Below are 18,336 nucleotides of genomic sequence, written 5' to 3'. Positions count from 1 at the left end.
CGGAGGCTTCTCCGTCGTCGCACCGAGCAGACCGCAGTCGAGAACAGCGATCAGAATCAGTGCGCCCTCCACGCCCACCGCCCTGTTCGCGATCCCCGCCGACCCCGACACCGCAGCCGTCGACGCCGCCCCACCATCCGCTGACGCCCGCTCGACCACCGCCGCCATTGAAGGAGCACAACGATGACGCAAGCACCCGACACCCTCACCGACGACCTCGGCCGTTCATTGCGCACCAGCCTGCAGGTCGCCCTCCTCGCCGGCGAAGCGATCGCCCGTCGCCGGGAGAACCGCCTCCGGGAGTCCCGCCAGCGCAGCGAAGAACACGCCCGCGCATTCCAGACCCGGCTCCGCGCCGAACGAGGATCTGCCGAAGCGCAACTGCGCCCGGTGCACTCGTCTCGGTGGTGGGACGCAGCCACACCCGAGATCCTCGCAGACACCTACCGCACCGCCCACGCATGGAAAGACCAGTCCCCTGTCGCTGCGGACGCGCTGGCACGCCTGGACGATCAACTCGCCGCCCGGCACAAAATCGACACAGCTGCGCTCGGAGTCGAACAAGCCGGTGTAGCGGATCGACTGGCCGCGGTGATGAACGACCGCGCTGCCCGGGAAGCCGCATCGAACTCTTTCGCCGAGCGCGGCTTCACCGTCGTCGACGATCGCCCCGCCGGCCGCGGATTCATCCCGACCTGGGACCTGCGTCAGGCCAACGGCGAGGACATCGACCGCGGCGCCATCGACAGTGCGCCGCAGCATTGGGCGGTGTTCCTCACTCGCGACGACAAGAACGAATGGGCCCCGGAGTTCTTCTGCACCGACGTCGCAGCCGCCGGCCTCGACCGGCCCGTCCCGCCGCTGTACCTCGCTCACGAGGACTGGTGGTGGGAGATGGCCGCCGAACATCAGATCGCCGAAATCTACGAGCAGTTCATCCACAACAACGCCCCATACGGCGTAGCCCACATGGAAGATCAGATCTCACGCCACTACGGCATCGACGCCAGCGCCTCCCGGGGATTACCCGACGAACTCGCCGACCGCCTCGCCGCGGTGACCACTGAACGCGCCGCCACAGCCACCGCCGAGAAGGCGACACGCGAACGCGCAGACACCGTCGCCGCAATCGGCAACGCAGACCGCGTCGACGCCGCACGCGAAACACAGTGCACCCCCGCACCCGGGACACAGCTCGACACGCGGGCCGCGGAGTTCGACGCCGCGTTGGAGTGGGCGAAAACCGCCGTCCCACGCGACGCGGAACGCTACGTCTACGCCTCCGGGGAACGCAAAGACACCGCACGCGAAACCATCACCACCGGATGGGAAGTCGTCCAGTCCAAAGCCTGGGCAACCGAAAACGCACCGGCCCTGGCAGCGCAGTTCGCGCAGACCGAAATCTCGGCCAACCGTCAGGACTACCTGACGGCGAGAACCGAGCTGATCCAAGAATGGTCCACAGCGGGACGCCCACGCGTCGACGCCGCACCAGGAATACAGCCTGCCCCTACATTGACGAGCTCGGCCTCACCGAACCGGTACGACTCCAAAGAACGACGCGACGCACTCTCCGCGCAGCTACACGCCGCCGGCGTAGACCCGGACGCCATCGACGCCCGCCTCGCCGCCGACCGCGACAACGCACACCCCATCGGCACTCCCGCTGCGTCCACAACACAATCCCCGAAAGCAAGCAAAGGCGACCGCAGCAACACCCGATCCGTGAGCACCGAACGCGGAGACCGCTAGCAGTTCTCCTTCAGAAGACCCTTGTGCCTCGGGCGCGGGGGTTTTCTGCTTCTCCAAGGTCGGAGCGTATGCGCTCCGGCGTCTGTCCTGTGTGGAGTCAGGAAACCTCGCCGACAGCCAGAAGGTCGAAGGTGAAGTAACCCCAGCTGGAAGTCGAGCCTGGGACTACACCCTCTTCTGAGACATCGGGCACCGCTGGAATCAGAGCAGATCCGATGATCACTTCGTCGGCAACGTCGAACGAACCGGACAGAGTGGTTGCCTCTCCCGACCCAGGTACCAGCACGAGTCGGAGCGGTTGGTTGGAATTGACCCCGCATCCGTCCCACACCTCTTGTTTCGTGCCGTCGCTCTCGCGTGTTCCGGTGAACATCACTTGGATGCCCGGATCGTCGGTCAGGTTCATATCGAGGAGCAGGCGCATTCGCGTGTCGATGACGGCGGCTGTGGGACGAATCGATGCGTTTTCCAGGTTGACGTACACCCGAACCACATCGCCGTCTGCGGCCGACACCACGTTTTCGTAGAAGCTGTTGTCATCGGCGGCCAGCTTGCACCGAGTGTAATTCCGCTCGTCTCCGATCGCCGGATTGTCAGTGATGCTGTTGAGGGCACCGAGCGGCGAAGGTCCGTTCACTGTGAATAGATCTCGCTCAGGACCCCAACCGCGGCCTACCGAAGAGCCTTCGTACAACCGACTGGGCGCAAACTGCTCGTCACTCGTATCGGCGGTCGGTGCGCTCTCGGACGTGCACGCTCGTACCCCTGCTGCGATGCCGAACACAGCTGCTATGACACCGACAATGGCGAACAGTGGTCCGAACCATCGGGCATGGATGCGCTCGAGGAACGACCGGTTGTCTTCGCTCTGGTTCATTGACCCCTGTTCCCATCGATTCGCCGCAACGACCATGGGCGACCTTGCCCGTCTGGTAGCTAAGAGGATCGCACGCGACGACCGAGCGAAGTGCCCCATAAGGCCCGAGGACCAGCTAGAAGATCACGCGAGCATTCGTAGATGGGGGGTACCGACCGTCGACCCACACGCTGCGGCCGTTCCCGCCCCGATCGAACCGTGTGGGAATGAAAAAATGGCACGCCGGTGTTACAGTGTTCGTGAGCAAGGAATCGACCCTCCGGGCGTGAGCCCCGACAGTCGGTCTGGCCCTCGGTGTAGCTACGGCAGCCGGGGGCTGCTTTTTGTCCAGATCCGTTCGCCCGAACTCTTCAGTCGGTCATGGCGACGAAGTGCACTTGTTTCTCGATCAGGTCGAACATCGTGCTCGTCTCATCGCTGTGGGTAAGAGTGCGGCGATACGCCGCAGAGACCACGTCGGGTAGCCAGAGCAGACGCTCGAACTTCGGCGAAGTCTGCAGAAGTCGGGCGTTACGGGGAACCTTTTTCTCGGCAACCAGCTCTTTGTGGTTCAGCCTGTCCTTGTTCCGGAAGTTCATCTGACTGCGCTCTTCGAGAACCAGAAGCTCCACCGGCTCCCACTTGCCGGTGACCCCGGCAGCGAGTTCGATTGCCAACGCGCGATAGCACGCCCGCCGTGCCTCTTCGGCGTCGTGATCGTCCTTGTCGACAGGGACTTTGTGCGCAATGACGCACGCCTCGAATCCCTCCCCCAAGTATTCGAGCATCCGACGGGTTTTGACGCGGCCGTCCTCTTCGAGCAACGCGTCCGTGGTGTGCCACCACGTTCCGTCCACGATGTCACCGAGATCGTGCCTGAGCTCCTCCATGGCGTCTTTGTGCACGACCACTGCCGTGAAGATGTAAAAGGTGTTGGACGTGGTCACTGTGGCATCCGGTGCCTGGTAGGACTCGTCGAGGTAGGCGACCTGACCTGATGTTCGTTTGTACGCTTCCGCGACGATGTCACCTTTGGCCCTGTCGAATCCCACCGGATGATCCTAGTGGCGTTCTCCTTCAGAGCAGACCTTCGCGTTCCAGGACTTGGCGGAGGTTCTCGAAAATCGCGGAGATCCTGTTGGCTGGGTATCGAAGTTGGCTCAGACCGGTGATGTTGGAGAACTCTTCGCATCCCTCTTCGAGCAGCACTATGGCCTTCTCGAATCCCAGACGTCCCTGAAACAGTCCTACTTCGTGAATTACGTTGGCCCGTGCTGTTTTCGACCCATCGGCTCGTTCGTCTTCGGCGGTCATGATCAGACACGCGAAGGCCGCGCCGTCGAGCATCTGCGACAGACGGGACGTTGTCGATGTACCGGCGACCGGTACTCGATTGAACTCGTCTGCTTCCAAGCCGAGCCGGTCCTGCAAGAATTCTTTCAGCTCGCGCCACTGGGGTGACTGGCCATGCCCTATGAAAATGCGAGTACCGGGTTGGGTTGTTACCAACATCGGCGACGAGATTGACCCCCGTCGACCTAGATGTTCGGACGCTGCTTTAGCTTTGTCCGACAGAGTGGCGGCGCAGATATACGGTGCCTCGATAGCCTGCAACTCTGCGGACAACCGCTGGTGAGGAGCGACCATCAAACCCTGCTGCATCGCTTGCATGTCCCTGCTCATGTGCTGTCCTCGCGGGATGTACTGCCGCGTGAAAGCGTCGGCGCTAGGAGCGCTGACATCCTGGATCGTCGTTGACAGTTTGTCCAGGTATGGGTCGGGGCCCGCCGCGAGCACAGTTGCCAGGATCGACATCAGGGCTTCCTTCTTGCCGAGGATGGTTTTGCGGGCGGCGTCCGACATGTCACCTAGAGCAGCGACGTCCACATCACCGCATTCAGTCAAAATGGTTGCACGGACATCGCTTTCGGACCGAATCTCCCACCCGCTGCTTTCGCTCAGGCCCCACTCTTTACTGAAAATTACCCCTGGCGGCGGAGCTTGAATACCGTGGTAATAGACGAACGCATGGTAGCCAAGATTGGACTTCGACCAAGCCTCGTGCGCCGCGTGTACGGTCTCGTTGAGACGATTCAGATCACGCTTGCGTTTAGGCTCCTCGATGTAAGCAGTCAGAGCTGTCAGTTCTTCGGCGATGGACTCCAGCTCGTCGATGTACCCTGCGAACTCCGACACGCATCACGCTCCTGATTTCGAAACTCGACTCAACTCCGTTCGATTGTCTCAAAACCTTCAGACACATTCCCTGCGTGGCACAACACGCCTTCTTGACCTGGTGATCCCCACCGGGGGATAGGGTCGAAGGGCTTCATGGAACGCGAAGTGTTCGTGGCGTCTCCACGGTTTTGCCCGTAGCAAGTTGCGCCGTCATGTAGACCCCGGACACCCTTTCGTGCAGTACTTCGCGAGAGCTACGGACTAGGCGCTCGGCGTGCTCGGCGGACAAATACCAGCTGGCGTTGGCGCCGGGCTGCAACGTCAGAGGAAGGTCGGGTCCGATCCGTTCTCCAATCGGTACCAATCGCGCGGACCCACCGCGGGGGAGCATCGCGACCGTCTCCACAACAACCGGTGCGCGACCGTGATTCGTGACCTGAACGCCCACTACCGGCGATCCGGTCACGCCCTGTTGCCGCAAGCGTGACATGTCAAATCCTGTGCCGTCTTTTCGAACAGGGCCCACCCACGCCTGAGCTCCATCCGACAGCCCGTGCATCAACGACGCCTTCGGTCGCCCGGCAGAAAGCAACCACTGCGCTATTTGCCATCCCAGAGAAAGACCGGCCAGAACGAGCGAAAGAGCTGAAATGAGCAGAGCGACTCCCGCTGCGTCCATAATCAATTCTTACCCCGGTTGAACTTCCCACGACCAGATGTCGGACGTGCCCTGCTGTCAGCGCTCTAAACCAGGTTCGTTCTGGCGCGTTGTTTGTCGATTAGGCGCAGCTCGCGGGGACTGCGATTGGCCCAAGGTGCGAGACAGATCAGGACGCCCGACAGTGTCGGCATGACGCGCTTTGAGAACTTCTTTGATCTCATCGGAGATGTCAGTACGCGCATCGACTTCCGCGTTGTACGCCTTGCGTTGCTCGCTGGCCGTCAACGGCCGCGTGCGCTCGGCCACCGAAACGGGTGACGTCGCTAGAGCAGTTGCGGACACGGGCTGCAACCGTGCACGCACGGCCGCGAGTTCGGTTCGCGCCAACGTCTCCACTGTCGACGCACGGGCCAGATCCCCTGCGGCGCGGTGCGCGTCCGCGATCGCTTGCACTGTCTTGGTCAACTGATGCAACAGCAGCATGTACCCCGCGGCCGGATCGGTTGTCCCCACTTGCAACAAGATCAGTGCGGCCCCGCCTGCGGACAGTCTCTTCGGCGTGACCGGGGCACGCTGGTGCGCTGAAATCTGCGCCGAGGCGGCCAAGGTGCGGGCCGCTGCTGCCAGGGGTCCCGGTGTCGGTTCCATCCGCGCCGACCATGCTGCGAACACACCCGATGTGCGGCCCGCCGCACGCGCCCATTGCGCAGTATCGGTCGTCGGTATCGACGCCAGATAGGTGTTCCACTTGCCGATGTCCTGCGCGGCGCGGGCGATCAGCGTCGGGTCGACCGGCGCGCGTTCGCGCCCGTTGCTCACGGTCACCGCTGTACCGCGGCGTGTTGCCTTCCACTCCGCGGCCGCCGCTGTCCGCGCGTCCTCGCTCCGGTCCCATTCGTCCCGCAACCGCGGCAAAGTGAGGTCCTTCGACAACCGTCCGCCGCCGTACCAGACCGGTCGTCCTCCGTTGGCACGCTCGGCCGGTGTCGGTGCCGTGGCAACGGAATACCCGACGACCTCGCCTGTGGTTCCCTTCTCGTAGCGCGGTCGCACCAACAACTTCTGTGCGCGCAGTCGTCGCACGAATTCCGCTTCTGTCTTCGATGCCGTCGCGCACGCCCGGACCGTCCGCTCCATCGCTTCACGCGCAGTCTCCGGCGCATGCGCGCGACGAGCTCGTGCCGCTTCGGCGGGTTTGATACCGCGGCTTCCGCGTTCGGATTCACGCGAGGAAAGGATCACCAACTGGTGGCGGTGTTCGAGGACGTTGCAGGCCTGCTGTGAACGTTTGAAATCGTTGAAGGTGTCGACCTTCGTACCGTCCTCGCGGACAGCAGACGCAGCGATGTGGATGTGGTCGCCGCCGGCGGTGGTCTTGCCGTGTCGAACGGCAATCCAGCGTGCCGACGCGCGTGGAGACTCTGGGTCGTCGAACCCCATCTCCTTCATGAAGTCCGACGCGATCGCAGCCCACTTCTCGTCCGACAGCGCGCCCTCGTCCGGGTTTAGCGACAGCGAGCAGTGCCATACGTTCTGATCCGATGTCGCATCGGCCAGAGCAACCGATCGGGGAACGCCGTCGTCGATTGCAGCGTTCATCTTCCGCTTGCTCGTGACGGTTACCTCGGTACCGAACACCACCCGAGCCGTGTCCAACTTTCCGGCGAGCTCGATCGCATCCTCGTGGGTCAGCTCCCCCGTCGGCGCCGTGAACATGATGGTTTCGTGGCCGGCGACGATGTGTGGGTTCTCGTGCTCGTTCGACTTGCCCGGCCCGGCGAGATACACCACGAGTCCGGTCATCTTCGCGCCGCGTGTGATGTTCGGAATCAACGCCCGACCAGATCCCGCGGGAGACGCTCGATCCGATCGAACACCCGACGCACTGCGTCCACTGCCGCAGCCGTTTCCGGCGGCACCTCACCCGTCGCGTTCGCGACCTTCGCGAGCTGGTTCAGGTTTCGACCGACCGCAGCGATGAGCTTGGCGACCGCGAACAATTCCGTCAGATCCTCTCGGGACACCGCCGCCCGTGGAGCCTTGAGCGCCGAGTCCGCGAGCAGCCGCGCCACCGTCACACCCTGCACCCGCGCAGCAGCCTGCACGGCGAGCTCCTGCTCGTCGGTCAACTTCACCACGTGGCGGTGCATTCGCCCGCCGACGACGTTCGACTGACGGGTGCGCAGCCACCCTGCTTTGGTTTCACCCATCACCCGCTCCTCACGTCTTCCATGTTCATTCGGCCCAGCGCAGCGACCCCACACCTGGGGACCCACACGAGCCAGTGTGGCAGGTGCCCGCCGAAATCGCCAGATTTAGGGCACCCAAGATATAGCTTGCTCCGCCCGGGGCACTAGGGGTGGCACACGGAGCCTGCGGAGTGGGTCACCCCCAAAGACGCCAGGACGAGCGCAGCGAATTCCGCACCCGCTCGCCACCAGCGCGCGGCCGGCGGTTGTCCCCGGTTGTGGATCTCGGACCCGATTGTGGGTGCCTGAGACCGAGCGGAGCGGCCTGGGAACTCTCGGACATCCACATGAGGACAACGTCCGATCCACAGTTGGGGGCAACCGCCAGGCTGATTCTGCAAACTGGACTGATGAGCATCTTCATGGACGGGGAACTGCTGAGTTCGTTCTTGGCCGGTCGGGCATCGGACGCGCTTACCGCCGCCGAGAACCTCGACGCACGACGGATTGAAGGCGGAGATCTCAACGAGCTCGTAGGCGAGATATGGGAGCGCATCGGTGTGGAGCCGCTCTCGTTTTCGTGGGCAAAGAAGTCTTCGGGACGCGTGTCGGAAAAGCCGACTGCGATTCATAGCAGTGAAGGTCCGCCTGTGCGACGAATGGTGGCATCCTTGGAGCTCTTCGTTCCGTATGCCGGCACTCGTGAACTCTGGTCGAAAGTTATCGACGGAGTGGTACCGATGGGCCAGTACCCGCTCGGCGGCGTGCGGGTGCTCGACGATGAACAATTGCTGATTGTCTTTTATGTCGGTGACAAGGAGGATCGCGAGATTGTCGACGACATTGCCCGAGTGGAACAGCACCTCAACACCTACGTCGGGTGGTGCAACGAACGAGTGCAGGTGTGGACGACGACCGTTCGCGGTGAGTTGCATGATCGATTGGAACGACGTCGCCGAATAGTGCAGCGCGGTAGCGCGCTGGACGATGCCCTTGGCATTCCGATTCACAAGCGCCCGGCCAACGAACAAATCCCGGTGCCTCTCAAGCGGATGAGCTTGAAAGTACCTGCGGTGAGCGTCTCGAACGGGGGGCAGCCAGACCATGTGTTGGAAGAGGAGATCTACGAGGACGTCGTGCGGACCATCGATCGATTGGCGGTGGCGATGGAACGCACGTCTACGGCATTCGGTCTGAACGAGCCAGCCATTCGAGACCTGATTTTGGTTGTGCTGAATGCGAACTACGACGGGCAAGCAGTGGGCGAGGCCTTCAATGCGGACGGCAAGACAGATATCTTGCTGCGGTGGCAGGGCCGCGTCGCATTCATTGGCGAATGCAAGTTCTGGGCAGGGCCGCAGTCGTTGACGGACGCAGTCGATCAACTGCTGAGCTACATCACCTGGCGCGACACCAAAGCTGCCCTTGTCGTGTTCATCAAAGATCGAAAAGACGTCGGGGCAATCATCAAGTCTGCAAAGACGACTATGGAGTCACACCCCAAGTGTGAAGGCGTCGATCCGGCCAGAACCGAGTGGGACAGCTGTACTCGCTACATTCTGCGGAAACCGGACGACGACGACCGCAAGATCTCCGTCGCACTTATCCTCGTACGTCTGTACGCGGGCAAGTAGTACGCAGACTATGACAACCCCGATACCCCTTCGACTCAGGCGAAGGCGTCGAGGTCCAGTGCGATTTCGACGCCGTCTTTTTCGACGACGATCTTCGGGTGCACAGCCCCGGTCGCGGCGAGGTACTGCCGCAGCGTCGACAGCAACAGGTCGTCGCGGCTCTCGATCCGCGACACCGCCCCCTGATTCGTTCCGAGCAACGCGGCCATCTGCACTTGCGTGAGGTTGCCGGCCTTCCGAATGTCTGCGAGCCCTTCCGCGTACACGCGGTTCATCGCGTCGCGTTCGGCCGCGAACTCGGCCACCGTGTCCGCGATCGCGGGCTTGGTGCGTAGTTGTTCGATCCGATCGTTTGCTCGCCGGAACGTCTTCTTCTCGCTCATCACTGCTCTCCTTCACTCTCGCGTAGCCACCGCTCGATCGCGACATCAGCCCTCGCGCCGACACCGTCGTAGAACACATCCCCCATCCGCGCCTTGTCGGCCGCAAACAACGCCACCACCACCGAGTTACTGCCGGGCGGAAACCAGCAGATCAACCGCAACGCGATCTGCGCATCGAACGGATGCGCAGTGCGCCACACCGGAAACTTCTTCGACTGCCGCACCCGCTTGAGATCCGGCCGATCCTCCGACGGTGGACCGTCGAGTTCACGCAACTGCACCAACGCATCGGTCACCCGAGCAAGCACCCGCACCGACGCCGCATCTCCCGCATCGGCTTTCGCTTCGACGCGATCGAGCCAGTCGAAGAACTCTTCCGGTGCATCAACATCCACCACTTGAGTATACCGCGCACGGCATATGCCTTGCAAGACATGTCGGTTGTGGTGGGCGTGCATCGAGCGGCCCGATTCGATAGCGTTAGGGCTGGATTCGGACGTCATGCAGGACGCCCGAGACCGCGTCAGAAGCAGCGCCACACACCGAGGTGTGTGTGCGCTCCACGCCGTCTCCGAAGGGCCTGCATATGTCTTTGTCTCCACTCGATCCGTCCGCTGTTCGCGCTGCCGCTCAGGCTGCGCTCGATGACCGGCTCGGTCTCATCGACACCATCGTCGCGGCGCAGAACGAGCGCACACTTGCGTCGACCAAAGTCGCCGAAGCCGAGGCCGCCGAGCGCGCGGCCGCGGCGAAGGAACTGGCCGCGATCAAAGCTGCACTCGACGGCGGCTGGACCGCGCCCGAGCTCCGCGCCGCCGGCCTGAAAGTCCCACACGCGGCCAGCAGGAAAAGCAGCGGCACTGCGCCGTCCGCGCGAAACAGCGCGCGCACCACGCGTCCCCGCCCGCCGGTGACTGCGCAGCAGTCAGACTCCGATACCTCGGACGCCGAGCGGGAGTCGGCCCCACAGCGTGAGCCCGACGCCAGCTACGCGAACGCGAGCTGAACATGCCCATCATCAATGCGTCGACATGGGTGCTGGCGTTCGTCTTTCTCGCCACGTTCGGCGCCTTCGGTGTGCGTCTCGCGCTGACCTCGACGTGCTCGCACCTGTCGCGGACCGACGTTGTGTTGGGCGCTGTGTGCACGGTCGGTGCACTCGGCTTCTGCGTCACCTACTCGATCGTCGCCTGACGGTCGCGTTCGTTCCTTCCTCCCCCGGTTTGCGCTGCCCGCACCGCCTGTCCTCGGTTCGGTGCGCGGCGCGCCGTCTCCCGAAAGGGCCTTTCATGACATCGACATCGGAGCAGTCCGCTCCCCCACCGCCGCCGGCTGATTCGCACACCCCGTCCGGCTCGGTTCCCAAACTGTTGTCCGTCGAGATCGCCACCCTCGATCAGCATGGCGATCCAGGATTCGTGCACACCCGCGGCCACTTCTACACCCACTCCACCGCGGCCCGGTTCGCGATCACTCAAGCCGAAGCGGTCACCGCGCTCCGTGAGGCCGACGAGCTCGCGGTCACCGTCACCCGTCAAGGCGAGGGTTACACCGACACCGACGTCCTGCTGGTCGGCACGACCGGTGAGATCGTCTGCGCGCTGGCGGCGATCCCGAATTACGCGGCCGGTGTCCGCGGCGCCGAACTCACCGCACCGCAGTACGTACAGGAGGTGGTCGCGGAGGTGGTGGCTACGCGGCCGCCGCTCGATGCTGAGCACGAGCGCATCGATGTGCTCGAAGTCCAGGTGCGCTCGGTGCGTCCGGATCCGCTGCCGGATTCGACGACTGTGCTCGGTGAGTATCCGGTCGATCCGGCGCGCCACGTCGCCGGCGCACTCGTCGAGCAGCTGATTGCCGCTGCACCGGGGCGTATCGAGGGCGCGGTCACCGAGATCGACGCTCGTAAGGTCGTGCGGGTCTCGCACAGCGTCGAACTCTCCGACTCGGACGCTGCTGCCGTGGAGCGGTACGAGAAGATCACCCGGCTACGCGCGAACCTCGCCGCCCTCGATGCGGACGCCGCCGCCAGTGAGCTCCTCGGCGTGGTTGCCGAGCACGAGCGTCTACACGCGCACACGGTGCGCGCCGGCGGCCACGCCGCACAGACCAACGGGGTTCGGTCATGACAAATGACGACCTGACCGAGTCGGACCGTGCCGAGCTGGAGATCCTGGCTCAACTGTGTTCACCGGAGGCGGTGGCGGCGTTCGAGCTGATGTGCGGCTCTGTACGGGTCGAGACCGCGCCGCGGTTCGTCGACCTGCTCCGCACTGTCAACGCACTGTCCGGTCCGGGGTTCGCCGAGAAGGCGTCGGCGGAACTGCTCGAGGTGGTGGCCTCCACCGGTGAGGTCGAGCTGATGGCGCATCACAGCGTCGGTCTCGACGACCCGATCGGGGCGTTGGCGCTCGCGCAGCTGATCCGCACCATCGCAGACAACCGTCCCACGTTGGGCGAAGCGTTCGGGCTGTGACCGCGGCCGACCGACTGCGTGTGAACCTGTCGGTGGCGGTGGTTACGCTCGACTGTGGTTGCGTTCGGCCCTCCCCCATATGGCGACGCGACCACGGGCGCGGGGAACTCGTTTCTTCCCCACCCCCCCGGGAAGTGAGACGAACCCCCGTTTCCCGCGCCCCCTCTTCTTCGTTCCGGTTCCCGGAGCGTTCGATCGGTACCGACCGCCGGCCGTGTGTGTAGCGTTCTCGGTCGCCGCGCATGCAGCATCTGTCGCCGTGAGGCGGCGGAGCTGGCGTGTGCGGCCATCAAAGGGGCGGGTGCGGGCGGGGTGCGCTGCCCGACGAACTGAGGGGGTCGGCGGGCAGCTTTCTGCCCGCACCCGCTTCTTCTCCCCACAGCGGCCACGCCGCGCCGTGGCTACGCGCAGTTTCGAAACGCAGTGTCGGGGAAATGACCTGGATGCACCGCACGGGGTCTGCGCTCACAGTTTCCCGGCGGCGCAGTGTGTTCGGGGTGTGCGGGGCGAGAGAAACCAATCCCATCGTCTGGTCGACCTCCGCGCCCGCGCACCCCGGACCGGACCACCCTTGTGTGTTATCCGGCGGTGAGCGGTCTTTCCCACTGCCCTGTGTGTCCGTTGAAGATTCGGCCGTCGCCATCGGGGATGCGGGTGTCGCGGCCGTGCGACCAGGTGCCGACGCGCAGGGTGGCGTCGTCGAGGTCCATCGGCCGACCGCGTTCGTCGTGGACTATTCCGGCCCACACCATCGACTGGGTGCGCACCGCGCCGGATTGTGCGAGGACACGGCAGTGGGCAAGCAGTGGGCATTCGAGCCTGCAAGCGCGCACTGCTGCGCGCAGTCCGTCGCGTCCGGTGCGGTCGATGTCCCATCCGCTTGGATTCTTTCGGCACGGTATCGGCGCTTCGGGAGCAGTCAACTGTGCCTGCGCCTCGTCGACGCTGATTCCTCGTGCATCGCCCCGGGCTTGGTCGGCTGCCGAGCGCTGTGGTGGACGCGCTACGTCCGTTGTGGGTGACCGTACGGGCTGAGCGGTCATGTCTCCCTCGCATTCTGGGTGCTGGCAGCTCGCACGCGGGGCAATTCAGTGAATCGAGGCGGGCGAGGACTGCGGATCGTGCTGCCTGCGGTGTGTGCGGCGTTCGATGACCGAGACCCACACCAATGTCAGGTTGACTCCGAGCAGTGCACCCACTACGGCGCAGGCGCCGAGTGTCGCTCCGTCGGTAGGCAATACGCCGGCCCCGATTGACGCGGACAACCCGGTGGTGATGATCGCGACCGCGATCATCGTCAGGCTCAATACCTGGCGCAGCGCCGGAGTGAGAGTGATGGTCATGGTGTCCCCCCTGGACGTGTGACGGATGTACGCCGTGCTGGTGTTACAGCGGCCATCCTCGAACGAGGATGCTGGTGGCGCGGTGGAGCTCGTTGAGCGACTCGACGAGGAAGCGCAGCCACCCGGCGGCGGTGGGCGGGTTCGGGACGAGGGTCGACGGGACGGTGTTCTGGGCGTCGGTGTCGAGCTCGTTGTAGTCGTCGGGGTAATCGGTGGTGCGGCCGTCGACGACGTTCGGGGCTCCGGCGATGTCGTAGGTGATCTGGAAGACGATCTCGTACTGGTTCGATTCGGTGAACGTCGCACCGAGCGTGAGATCGCCCCACCTCTGCCGGTCGTAGGTGATCACGCCGCTGTCGAGGGCGGCTTGCAGGAGCCAGTGTTGCTGCAGCCGCAGCAGCGAGTCGTTCCCGGTCGGGTCTTGCACGGCATCGTCACCGAGGTCCTGGACGCGGTCTGCGTGAAATGTCAGCAGCGGCGGTTCGGCGGTGGGGTCGCTGGCGCTCATGAACGTTTCCTCCGCTGTGTCGGTGCCGGTGTCGGCCGGATCGGTGTAGGTGTGGGTGATGACGAGGACACCGGTGTCGGTGTGCAGGTTGGCGCTGTCTCCGAGTGCGTCGACGAGTCGATCGGCGAGCAGTGCGGCGTCGGCGGCGAGGTAGGTTCCGACGGTGGTCCATGTGGCGGGGTCGTAGGCGAGTTCGGATGCGGAGCAGACCTGCACGGTCAGTGCGCCTGGGCCGGGTTCGGCGTGCTCGAGATCCGTCGCGGCGTCGGCGGCGGCGGTGATCGCTTCGCGGACGGAGGCGGGGAGCGCGTCTGCTGTCTCCGTGTCGGTGTGGGGTGTGTGTTCGTCGGTCATCGCTGTCGAGCTTGTCATGCCGGGTTCTCACCGGTGGGAGTCTCTGCCTGTCGGAACTGATTGAGTCGGTGGAAGTAGCTGCGTTGGCGGCGGCCGTGTTCGACCATGTGCTCCATCAGGTATTCCTCGGGGAGTTCCTCGGCGGCTTGGGTGATGGATGCGCCGGCGACGTGGAAGCTGCGCCGGTAGGCCTGGGAGAGCACGATATCGGCGTAGTGGGTGATCAGGAGCGCTTCGGCTCCGGCGGTGATGACACCGTTGAGGCGTCGGCGCAGTGGTGCGTCTTTGGCTCCGTCGGCTCCGGATCGGTGCAGTGCATGAGCGATGGTGGCTGCGTCGTACGGCTGCGCTGTGGTGACGTGGTCGGCGATGATGGTGAACAGTCGCCCGTAGGCGACGTCGTCGAAGTCGTCTGCGGTGAGAGTGGCGATGATGCGCCGGGTTTCGGTGTTGTCGCTGGTGGGGTGAAAGCTCCACATGAGGGCGCACAGCAGCAGCGCTTCGGGGTCGGCGGCTGGTTCGGACGCGGCCGCGATCTCGTAGTCGTCTTCGACGGGTGCGAGGTCTGCGCGTGCGTTGTCGGCGGATCCGCTGCCCTCGTCCGGGACTGCGCGTAGTGCGTTCATGGCGGGTGGCTTTCCGGTGTCGGTGAGCGGACGAAGAAGGTCAGGTGGCCGGCGTCGGGCCGGGTCGCGGGCTGCGTACGTCGGCGGGATGCCGATCGGTGCGGTGTCCGGTGTCTGCGGTGAGGGCTGCGATTTCGGCGTCGAGCTGGCGGTCGATGTAGTCAGGGTCCGGCGTGTAGGTGGGTACGAGTCGCATGACGAGTGTCTCCTTCGGTAGTGGGTGGTCGTCAGGCTGCGAGTTGGTCGATCCGTTCGATCCGGAAGCCGCTCCAGTGGGTGTTCTCGTCGACGACCACGACGGGCGCTTGCAGGTAGCCGAGCTCGCAGGTGACGTAGTGGCGTGCGGCGTGCGGCGTGCGGCGTGCGGCGTGCGGCGTCGTCTTCGGTGATGTCGACGATCTGGTACTCGAGGCCGCGTTTGTCGAGTCTGCTTTTCGTGGCGTCGCACTGGCCGCACGCTGGCTTGGTGTAGACGGTGATCGGCATGGTGGGCTCCTTGATCGGATGTGCTCGATGGGTTTCATTCTATCGGATATCGGTCGATATTTCCAGACTTATTCGACTACGGTAAATAGTTCAATCCGGTTGTTGTCGAGTTGTTTTCGGTATTAGAAACGAACCACATTCGGGCATTAGCCACTGTGCGAAACGGATGGAGATGCCCTGTCTGTGTTGGTCCTGCCACGTTCTTTTCGCCGTCATCTGGCGCAGGGAGATGTCAGCGACGCACGGGTGCCACCAGTCAATGCGTGGGCCGGGCAGTTTTCACCGCGAGCTGTGCGAGTGTGGGTGTGAAAAGTGTTCGGAGCCATAAGCCGGAGCGGTAGCGGAGCCGCGGGTTGACTGGTGGCGGGCGGGTGGCCGCATTCTCGCTCGAAGCCAGATGCCGACAAGAACGCTTCTTCTCTCGTCCCGTCGGTACGCAGCGCAGCGCAGCGGAGTTCGGTTGTCGGTGCCTGCCGCAGGGCGGTCGGTAGTGTGCCGGGTATGAAGCGCTCGAAGGTCGAACATGCATTGTCGAAGGTTGCGGTGAATGCGTCGCCGCCGCCGTCGGATCTGGCGATGGATGCGATCGTCGCGGGTGTTCCGGTGGACGAGACCCGCCCGGAGACGGGCGACTCTGTGGATTTTTCGTGGCCCCCGGGCCGGACCTCCCTCTGAGTGCTTTTCCCAGCTCGCCATGGTGTGCGTCGGCCGCGCGCCTCTGGGTCGACGCTGGTCGATTGGGCGCCTGTCGGTGTGAGGGCTCGATGCCCGAAGCACCGACCCCGCGCCGGTGAGCCGGACTGCCGGGCGCGGCCACCTCGAACTGGAGGGCCGCGCCCGGTCGCGCGTCAGGTGTAGCTCTGGACTCGTCCGATGTGCTCGGCCACGTATTGCGGGGTGATCACGGCGATCACGTCACTGATGAGTTTCGGCGGCGCGCCGCCGTCCAGAGCTGCGCGCAGTAGGCGGGCCAGGCTGGGCACCGGAATGGATGCGGTGTCTGCTTCGCGCTCGGCTGCTTCGATCGCGATGGCGGCGGTTGCGCCGTCGCCGGCGGCGTAGTGGAACATCGCTGCCAGGGTGAGCGCGTGCGTGCGGGCTGTTCCGGTGACTCTGGCGGCGATTCGGGTGAATGTCTCGCCTGCGTCGCGGTCGCCGTGGGTGGCCATGGCCAGGAAGGCGTCTCGGACTTCGGGGTGTCCGGTGGCGAGTGCGAGACCGACGCGGGCGGTGAGGTCGGCGCTGGGGATCTCGCGGGCACCGATGACGGCGGCGAGCTCGTCGAACGTGACGGGCAGGAAGTCCTCCCCCATCGTCGCTGCGGCGGCCAGTGCGATCGATTCGGGAATCTGGTCGCGGTGCTCGAATCGTGCTGCGATGTCCTCGCGTCGGCCGCTGCCGGAGACGCCGTTCTCGACTGCCATTGCCGTCGATACTGGGCTGGTCGCGGTGTCGGGGACAATGCCGTCGACGTTGCGGTCGAGGTCGGTGTAGATCGTCCCGGCGGTGAGGTTGTAGGCGTGCAGGGCACTGAGGGTGTCGATAGCCGATCCGGCCATTGCTTCGCGGATCGCGTCGAGTCCGATCAGTGCAGCACCGGCGTGGCCCGGGTCTGCGATCGCGGCGAGTAGCACTGCGGTGACGGGTGCGCCGTCGACGTCCTGGCGTGCTGCTGCGGCGGCGAGCTTGTGGGCGACGGTTTCGGCTCCGAATGCGTCGATACGCATGGTCATGGCGATGACGTGCGCGCCGCTGGCGTCTTTCGCGAGGGCGATGACGACGACGGAGTTTTCGGGTGTGAAACCGAGCAGTGCGGGGATGGCGGCGAGGGTGTCGGCGGCGGTAGCGATGGAGATGCGGTGTTGCGTCATGGTAAAAGCCTTTCGGTGTGTTCGAGTTTGGGTTGCTGGTCTGTTGGGTGTGGGGTTAGTTGCGGAGTTCGCGGCGTGCGGTGCGGCGGTCGCGTCGGGCGCTGGCGCGTTTGATGGTGCGGCGGATCTTCGGCTTGCCTTGACGGTGGACGAGGATGTCGATTTCGTCGGCGGTGCTGGGGTGTTGTGCGCGCATGGTGACCTCTCCCTGGTGAACTCGTGGCCGGACCTTCGCCCTGCCAATTTTTTTTGCCGTGGTGGCTGGGGAGAGAAACCAGCGCACGGGGCCGCAGTGTCAACTGGCGGGCCGGAAAGTTTTCAGCCGGAGGCGTTGTGAAAAGTTTTCGGAGCCCTTGGGCCGGGAGCGCAGCGGACGCCGGCGGTTGATGCGGAGGTCACGGGTGATGGATGCTCGGAGAAGCCACCTACGTCAAAAGAAATTTGATGTTCTTCGATGCTTTTGAGAGCGGAGCGCAGCGGAGTTCGATTCGGGGCGGCCCGCAGGGGCGCGTGTGGCCCGTTAGGGCCTGCTGTGGGCTGGCTGCTGGCTGGTGGTGGGACGCCGGCGCCGCCGGAGCGGAATGCTCGACGGCGGCGCGGTGTGGGGTACGGCTGCGAAGGTGATTGTGCGGGAGCGACGGAGCGGGTTCACGCTCGGTGTCGCGGTAGCGCTGGTGTTGTTGTTCTTGGGTTTCAGTGGTTGTTGGTTGTGGTCTGTCGGTCGTCGCGTCGCTGTTTGGTGCGCACGATGATGGTTGCGACGCCGATCGAGACGGTGATGATGGTGACGAGGATTTTGAGCACCCAGTGCGCGGCGTTGTGGGTGTCGGTGAGGGTGGTCCAGATGCCGATGGTGAGCAGGATCAGTGCGGTGGATCGCGAGGTCGATGGCGGTTCGGTGTGTGCGTCCTGTGGTGCCGTCGATGCGCAGCGCTACTGCGGTGACGGCGAGGAGGACGATGCCTCCCGCGATGATGAACATTGTCGGGTTCCTTCCGAGCAGGTGAGCTGAATCGAGC

General features: G+C 64.4%; 22 protein-coding genes and 1 pseudogene. 8 read left to right on the top strand and 15 right to left on the bottom strand.

Annotated features, from left to right (window positions below; translation table 11 throughout):
• Positions 1 to 183 precede the first annotated feature (183 nt).
• On the top strand, positions 184 to 1,752 hold the full coding sequence (locus tag CH292_RS26885; RefSeq protein ID WP_094656222.1) for a hypothetical protein: 1,569 nt from the start codon (positions 184 to 186) through the stop codon (positions 1,750 to 1,752).
• A 97-nt stretch (positions 1,753 to 1,849) separates the two neighbouring features.
• Here CH292_RS26885 and CH292_RS26880 read toward each other — a convergent pair whose 3' ends face one another.
• The 5 genes from CH292_RS26880 to CH292_RS26855 all read right to left on the bottom strand — a co-directional run bounded on the left by CH292_RS26880 (position 1,850) and on the right by CH292_RS26855 (position 7,657).
• The gene (locus CH292_RS26880; RefSeq protein WP_094656221.1) at positions 1,850 to 2,629 is read right to left on the bottom strand and encodes a hypothetical protein; all 780 of its coding nucleotides are present in this window, start codon (positions 2,627 to 2,629) and stop codon (positions 1,850 to 1,852) included.
• A gap of 350 nt (positions 2,630 to 2,979) precedes the next feature.
• Positions 2,980 to 3,660 (bottom strand): hypothetical protein, encoded by a 681-nt coding sequence (locus CH292_RS26875; RefSeq protein ID WP_094656220.1) that lies wholly within the window; start codon positions 3,658 to 3,660, stop codon positions 2,980 to 2,982.
• Positions 3,661 to 3,685: 25 nt separating this feature from the next.
• Complete coding sequence (locus CH292_RS26870) at positions 3,686 to 4,804, bottom strand: TIR domain-containing protein (protein WP_094656219.1); 1,119 nt, start codon at positions 4,802 to 4,804, stop codon at positions 3,686 to 3,688.
• 718 nt (positions 4,805 to 5,522) lie between these two features.
• Positions 5,523 to 7,250 (bottom strand): relaxase/mobilization nuclease domain-containing protein, encoded by a 1,728-nt coding sequence (locus CH292_RS26860; protein ID WP_256978596.1) that lies wholly within the window; start codon positions 7,248 to 7,250, stop codon positions 5,523 to 5,525.
• A gap of 26 nt (positions 7,251 to 7,276) precedes the next feature.
• Entirely contained in the window at positions 7,277 to 7,657 is a 381-nt protein-coding gene (locus tag CH292_RS26855; protein ID WP_094656216.1) for a plasmid mobilization relaxosome protein MobC, read from the bottom strand.
• Positions 7,658 to 8,046: 389 nt separating this feature from the next.
• Here CH292_RS26855 and CH292_RS26850 point away from each other — a divergent pair, with 389 nt between their 5' ends.
• Positions 8,047 to 9,270: a hypothetical protein gene (locus CH292_RS26850; RefSeq protein WP_143545817.1), complete on the top strand. Its 1,224-nt coding sequence runs from the start codon at positions 8,047 to 8,049 to the stop codon at positions 9,268 to 9,270.
• Between the two features lie 35 nt (positions 9,271 to 9,305).
• On the opposite strand, the gene CH292_RS26845 is transcribed toward CH292_RS26850, so the two are convergent.
• Together CH292_RS26845 and CH292_RS26840 are read right to left on the bottom strand one after the other, a co-directional pair.
• Positions 9,306 to 9,653, bottom strand: coding sequence for a helix-turn-helix domain-containing protein (locus CH292_RS26845; RefSeq protein ID WP_094656214.1), 348 nt, complete (start codon positions 9,651 to 9,653; stop codon positions 9,306 to 9,308).
• Positions 9,653 to 10,048: a hypothetical protein gene (locus CH292_RS26840; protein WP_249300225.1), complete on the bottom strand. Its 396-nt coding sequence runs from the start codon at positions 10,046 to 10,048 to the stop codon at positions 9,653 to 9,655. The genes CH292_RS26845 and CH292_RS26840 overlap by 1 nt, the downstream gene beginning before the upstream one ends.
• Positions 10,049 to 10,239: 191 nt before the next feature.
• Between CH292_RS26840 and CH292_RS26835 the strand changes: the two genes are divergently transcribed.
• The 4 genes from CH292_RS26835 to CH292_RS26820 all read left to right on the top strand — a co-directional run bounded on the left by CH292_RS26835 (position 10,240) and on the right by CH292_RS26820 (position 12,129).
• Positions 10,240 to 10,659 (top strand): hypothetical protein, encoded by a 420-nt coding sequence (locus CH292_RS26835; RefSeq protein ID WP_094656213.1) that lies wholly within the window; start codon positions 10,240 to 10,242, stop codon positions 10,657 to 10,659.
• 2 nt (positions 10,660 to 10,661) lie between these two features.
• Positions 10,662 to 10,847, top strand: a complete 186-nt coding sequence (locus tag CH292_RS26830; RefSeq protein WP_094656212.1) for a hypothetical protein — start codon at positions 10,662 to 10,664, stop codon at positions 10,845 to 10,847.
• 95 nt (positions 10,848 to 10,942) lie between these two features.
• Positions 10,943 to 11,782 (top strand): hypothetical protein, encoded by an 840-nt coding sequence (locus CH292_RS26825; protein WP_094656211.1) that lies wholly within the window; start codon positions 10,943 to 10,945, stop codon positions 11,780 to 11,782.
• Positions 11,779 to 12,129, top strand: coding sequence for a hypothetical protein (locus CH292_RS26820; RefSeq protein WP_094656210.1), 351 nt, complete (start codon positions 11,779 to 11,781; stop codon positions 12,127 to 12,129). The genes CH292_RS26825 and CH292_RS26820 overlap by 4 nt, the downstream gene beginning before the upstream one ends.
• A gap of 578 nt (positions 12,130 to 12,707) precedes the next feature.
• Here the strand turns inward: CH292_RS26820 and CH292_RS26815 are convergent.
• The 6 genes and pseudogenes from CH292_RS26815 to CH292_RS26795 form a co-directional block, all read right to left on the bottom strand.
• The gene (locus CH292_RS26815; RefSeq protein ID WP_143545816.1) at positions 12,708 to 13,172 is read right to left on the bottom strand and encodes a hypothetical protein; all 465 of its coding nucleotides are present in this window, start codon (positions 13,170 to 13,172) and stop codon (positions 12,708 to 12,710) included.
• Positions 13,173 to 13,217: 45 nt separating this feature from the next.
• A complete protein-coding gene (locus CH292_RS26810; RefSeq protein ID WP_094656208.1) occupies positions 13,218 to 13,472 on the bottom strand; it encodes a hypothetical protein in 255 nt (84 codons plus the stop codon).
• Between the two features lie 43 nt (positions 13,473 to 13,515).
• Complete coding sequence (locus CH292_RS26805) at positions 13,516 to 14,352, bottom strand: hypothetical protein (RefSeq protein ID WP_256978595.1); 837 nt, start codon at positions 14,350 to 14,352, stop codon at positions 13,516 to 13,518.
• Positions 14,349 to 14,960, bottom strand: a complete 612-nt coding sequence (locus CH292_RS26800; RefSeq protein ID WP_094653673.1) for a DnaB-like helicase N-terminal domain-containing protein — start codon at positions 14,958 to 14,960, stop codon at positions 14,349 to 14,351. Before CH292_RS26800 ends, CH292_RS26805 begins: the two co-directional genes overlap by 4 nt.
• Before the next feature lie 40 nt (positions 14,961 to 15,000).
• A complete protein-coding gene (locus tag CH292_RS29120) occupies positions 15,001 to 15,156 on the bottom strand; it encodes a hypothetical protein (RefSeq protein ID WP_179278113.1) in 156 nt (51 codons plus the stop codon).
• A 31-nt stretch (positions 15,157 to 15,187) separates the two neighbouring features.
• A pseudogene (locus CH292_RS26795) lies at positions 15,188 to 15,446 on the bottom strand (glutaredoxin domain-containing protein).
• A 501-nt stretch (positions 15,447 to 15,947) separates the two neighbouring features.
• Here CH292_RS26795 and CH292_RS29115 point away from each other — a divergent pair.
• The gene (locus CH292_RS29115; protein ID WP_179278112.1) at positions 15,948 to 16,121 is read left to right on the top strand and encodes a hypothetical protein; all 174 of its coding nucleotides are present in this window, start codon (positions 15,948 to 15,950) and stop codon (positions 16,119 to 16,121) included.
• 173 nt (positions 16,122 to 16,294) lie between these two features.
• On the opposite strand, the gene CH292_RS26790 is transcribed toward CH292_RS29115, so the two are convergent.
• Complete coding sequence (locus tag CH292_RS26790) at positions 16,295 to 17,317, bottom strand: DUF4192 domain-containing protein (RefSeq protein ID WP_094656206.1); 1,023 nt, start codon at positions 17,315 to 17,317, stop codon at positions 16,295 to 16,297.
• Between the two features lie 55 nt (positions 17,318 to 17,372).
• Positions 17,373 to 17,513, bottom strand: a complete 141-nt coding sequence (locus CH292_RS29110) for a hypothetical protein (RefSeq protein ID WP_155291642.1) — start codon at positions 17,511 to 17,513, stop codon at positions 17,373 to 17,375.
• Positions 17,514 to 18,065: 552 nt separating this feature from the next.
• Between CH292_RS29110 and CH292_RS26785 the strand changes: the two genes are divergently transcribed.
• Positions 18,066 to 18,329 (top strand): hypothetical protein, encoded by a 264-nt coding sequence (locus CH292_RS26785; RefSeq protein WP_143545815.1) that lies wholly within the window; start codon positions 18,066 to 18,068, stop codon positions 18,327 to 18,329.
• Positions 18,330 to 18,336: the final 7 nt, after the last annotated feature.

The sequence above is a fragment of the Rhodococcus sp. 14-2470-1a genome (assembly GCF_002259425.1).
Lineage (GTDB): Bacteria > Actinomycetota > Actinomycetes > Mycobacteriales > Mycobacteriaceae > Rhodococcoides > Rhodococcoides fascians_E.
This window is presented reverse-complemented; position numbering and strand designations above follow the sequence as displayed.

Excerpts from the sequence above, each read along its gene's own strand:
- CH292_RS26885 (WP_094656222.1), top strand. The coding sequence starts at position 184 with ATGACGCAAGCACCCGACACCCTCACCGACGACCTCGGCCGTTCATTG.
- CH292_RS26880 (WP_094656221.1), bottom strand. The coding sequence starts at position 2,629 with ATGAACCAGAGCGAAGACAACCGGTCGTTCCTCGAGCGCATCCATGCC.
- CH292_RS26860 (WP_256978596.1), bottom strand. The coding sequence starts at position 7,250 with ATGACCGGACTCGTGGTGTATCTCGCCGGGCCGGGCAAGTCGAACGAG.
- CH292_RS26855 (WP_094656216.1), bottom strand. The coding sequence starts at position 7,657 with ATGGGTGAAACCAAAGCAGGGTGGCTGCGCACCCGTCAGTCGAACGTC.
- CH292_RS26850 (WP_143545817.1), top strand. The coding sequence starts at position 8,047 with ATGAGCATCTTCATGGACGGGGAACTGCTGAGTTCGTTCTTGGCCGGT.
- CH292_RS26845 (WP_094656214.1), bottom strand. The coding sequence starts at position 9,653 with ATGAGCGAGAAGAAGACGTTCCGGCGAGCAAACGATCGGATCGAACAA.
- CH292_RS26835 (WP_094656213.1), top strand. The coding sequence starts at position 10,240 with ATGTCTTTGTCTCCACTCGATCCGTCCGCTGTTCGCGCTGCCGCTCAG.
- CH292_RS26830 (WP_094656212.1), top strand. The coding sequence starts at position 10,662 with ATGCCCATCATCAATGCGTCGACATGGGTGCTGGCGTTCGTCTTTCTC.
- CH292_RS26825 (WP_094656211.1), top strand. The coding sequence starts at position 10,943 with ATGACATCGACATCGGAGCAGTCCGCTCCCCCACCGCCGCCGGCTGAT.
- CH292_RS26820 (WP_094656210.1), top strand. The coding sequence starts at position 11,779 with ATGACAAATGACGACCTGACCGAGTCGGACCGTGCCGAGCTGGAGATC.
- CH292_RS26815 (WP_143545816.1), bottom strand. The coding sequence starts at position 13,172 with ATGACCGCTCAGCCCGTACGGTCACCCACAACGGACGTAGCGCGTCCA.
- CH292_RS26810 (WP_094656208.1), bottom strand. The coding sequence starts at position 13,472 with ATGACCATCACTCTCACTCCGGCGCTGCGCCAGGTATTGAGCCTGACG.
- CH292_RS26805 (WP_256978595.1), bottom strand. The coding sequence starts at position 14,352 with ATGACAAGCTCGACAGCGATGACCGACGAACACACACCCCACACCGAC.
- CH292_RS26800 (WP_094653673.1), bottom strand. The coding sequence starts at position 14,960 with ATGAACGCACTACGCGCAGTCCCGGACGAGGGCAGCGGATCCGCCGAC.
- CH292_RS29120 (WP_179278113.1), bottom strand. The coding sequence starts at position 15,156 with ATGCGACTCGTACCCACCTACACGCCGGACCCTGACTACATCGACCGC.
- CH292_RS29115 (WP_179278112.1), top strand. The coding sequence starts at position 15,948 with ATGAAGCGCTCGAAGGTCGAACATGCATTGTCGAAGGTTGCGGTGAAT.
- CH292_RS26790 (WP_094656206.1), bottom strand. The coding sequence starts at position 17,317 with ATGACGCAACACCGCATCTCCATCGCTACCGCCGCCGACACCCTCGCC.
- CH292_RS29110 (WP_155291642.1), bottom strand. The coding sequence starts at position 17,513 with ATGCGCGCACAACACCCCAGCACCGCCGACGAAATCGACATCCTCGTC.
- CH292_RS26785 (WP_143545815.1), top strand. The coding sequence starts at position 18,066 with ATGATGGTTGCGACGCCGATCGAGACGGTGATGATGGTGACGAGGATT.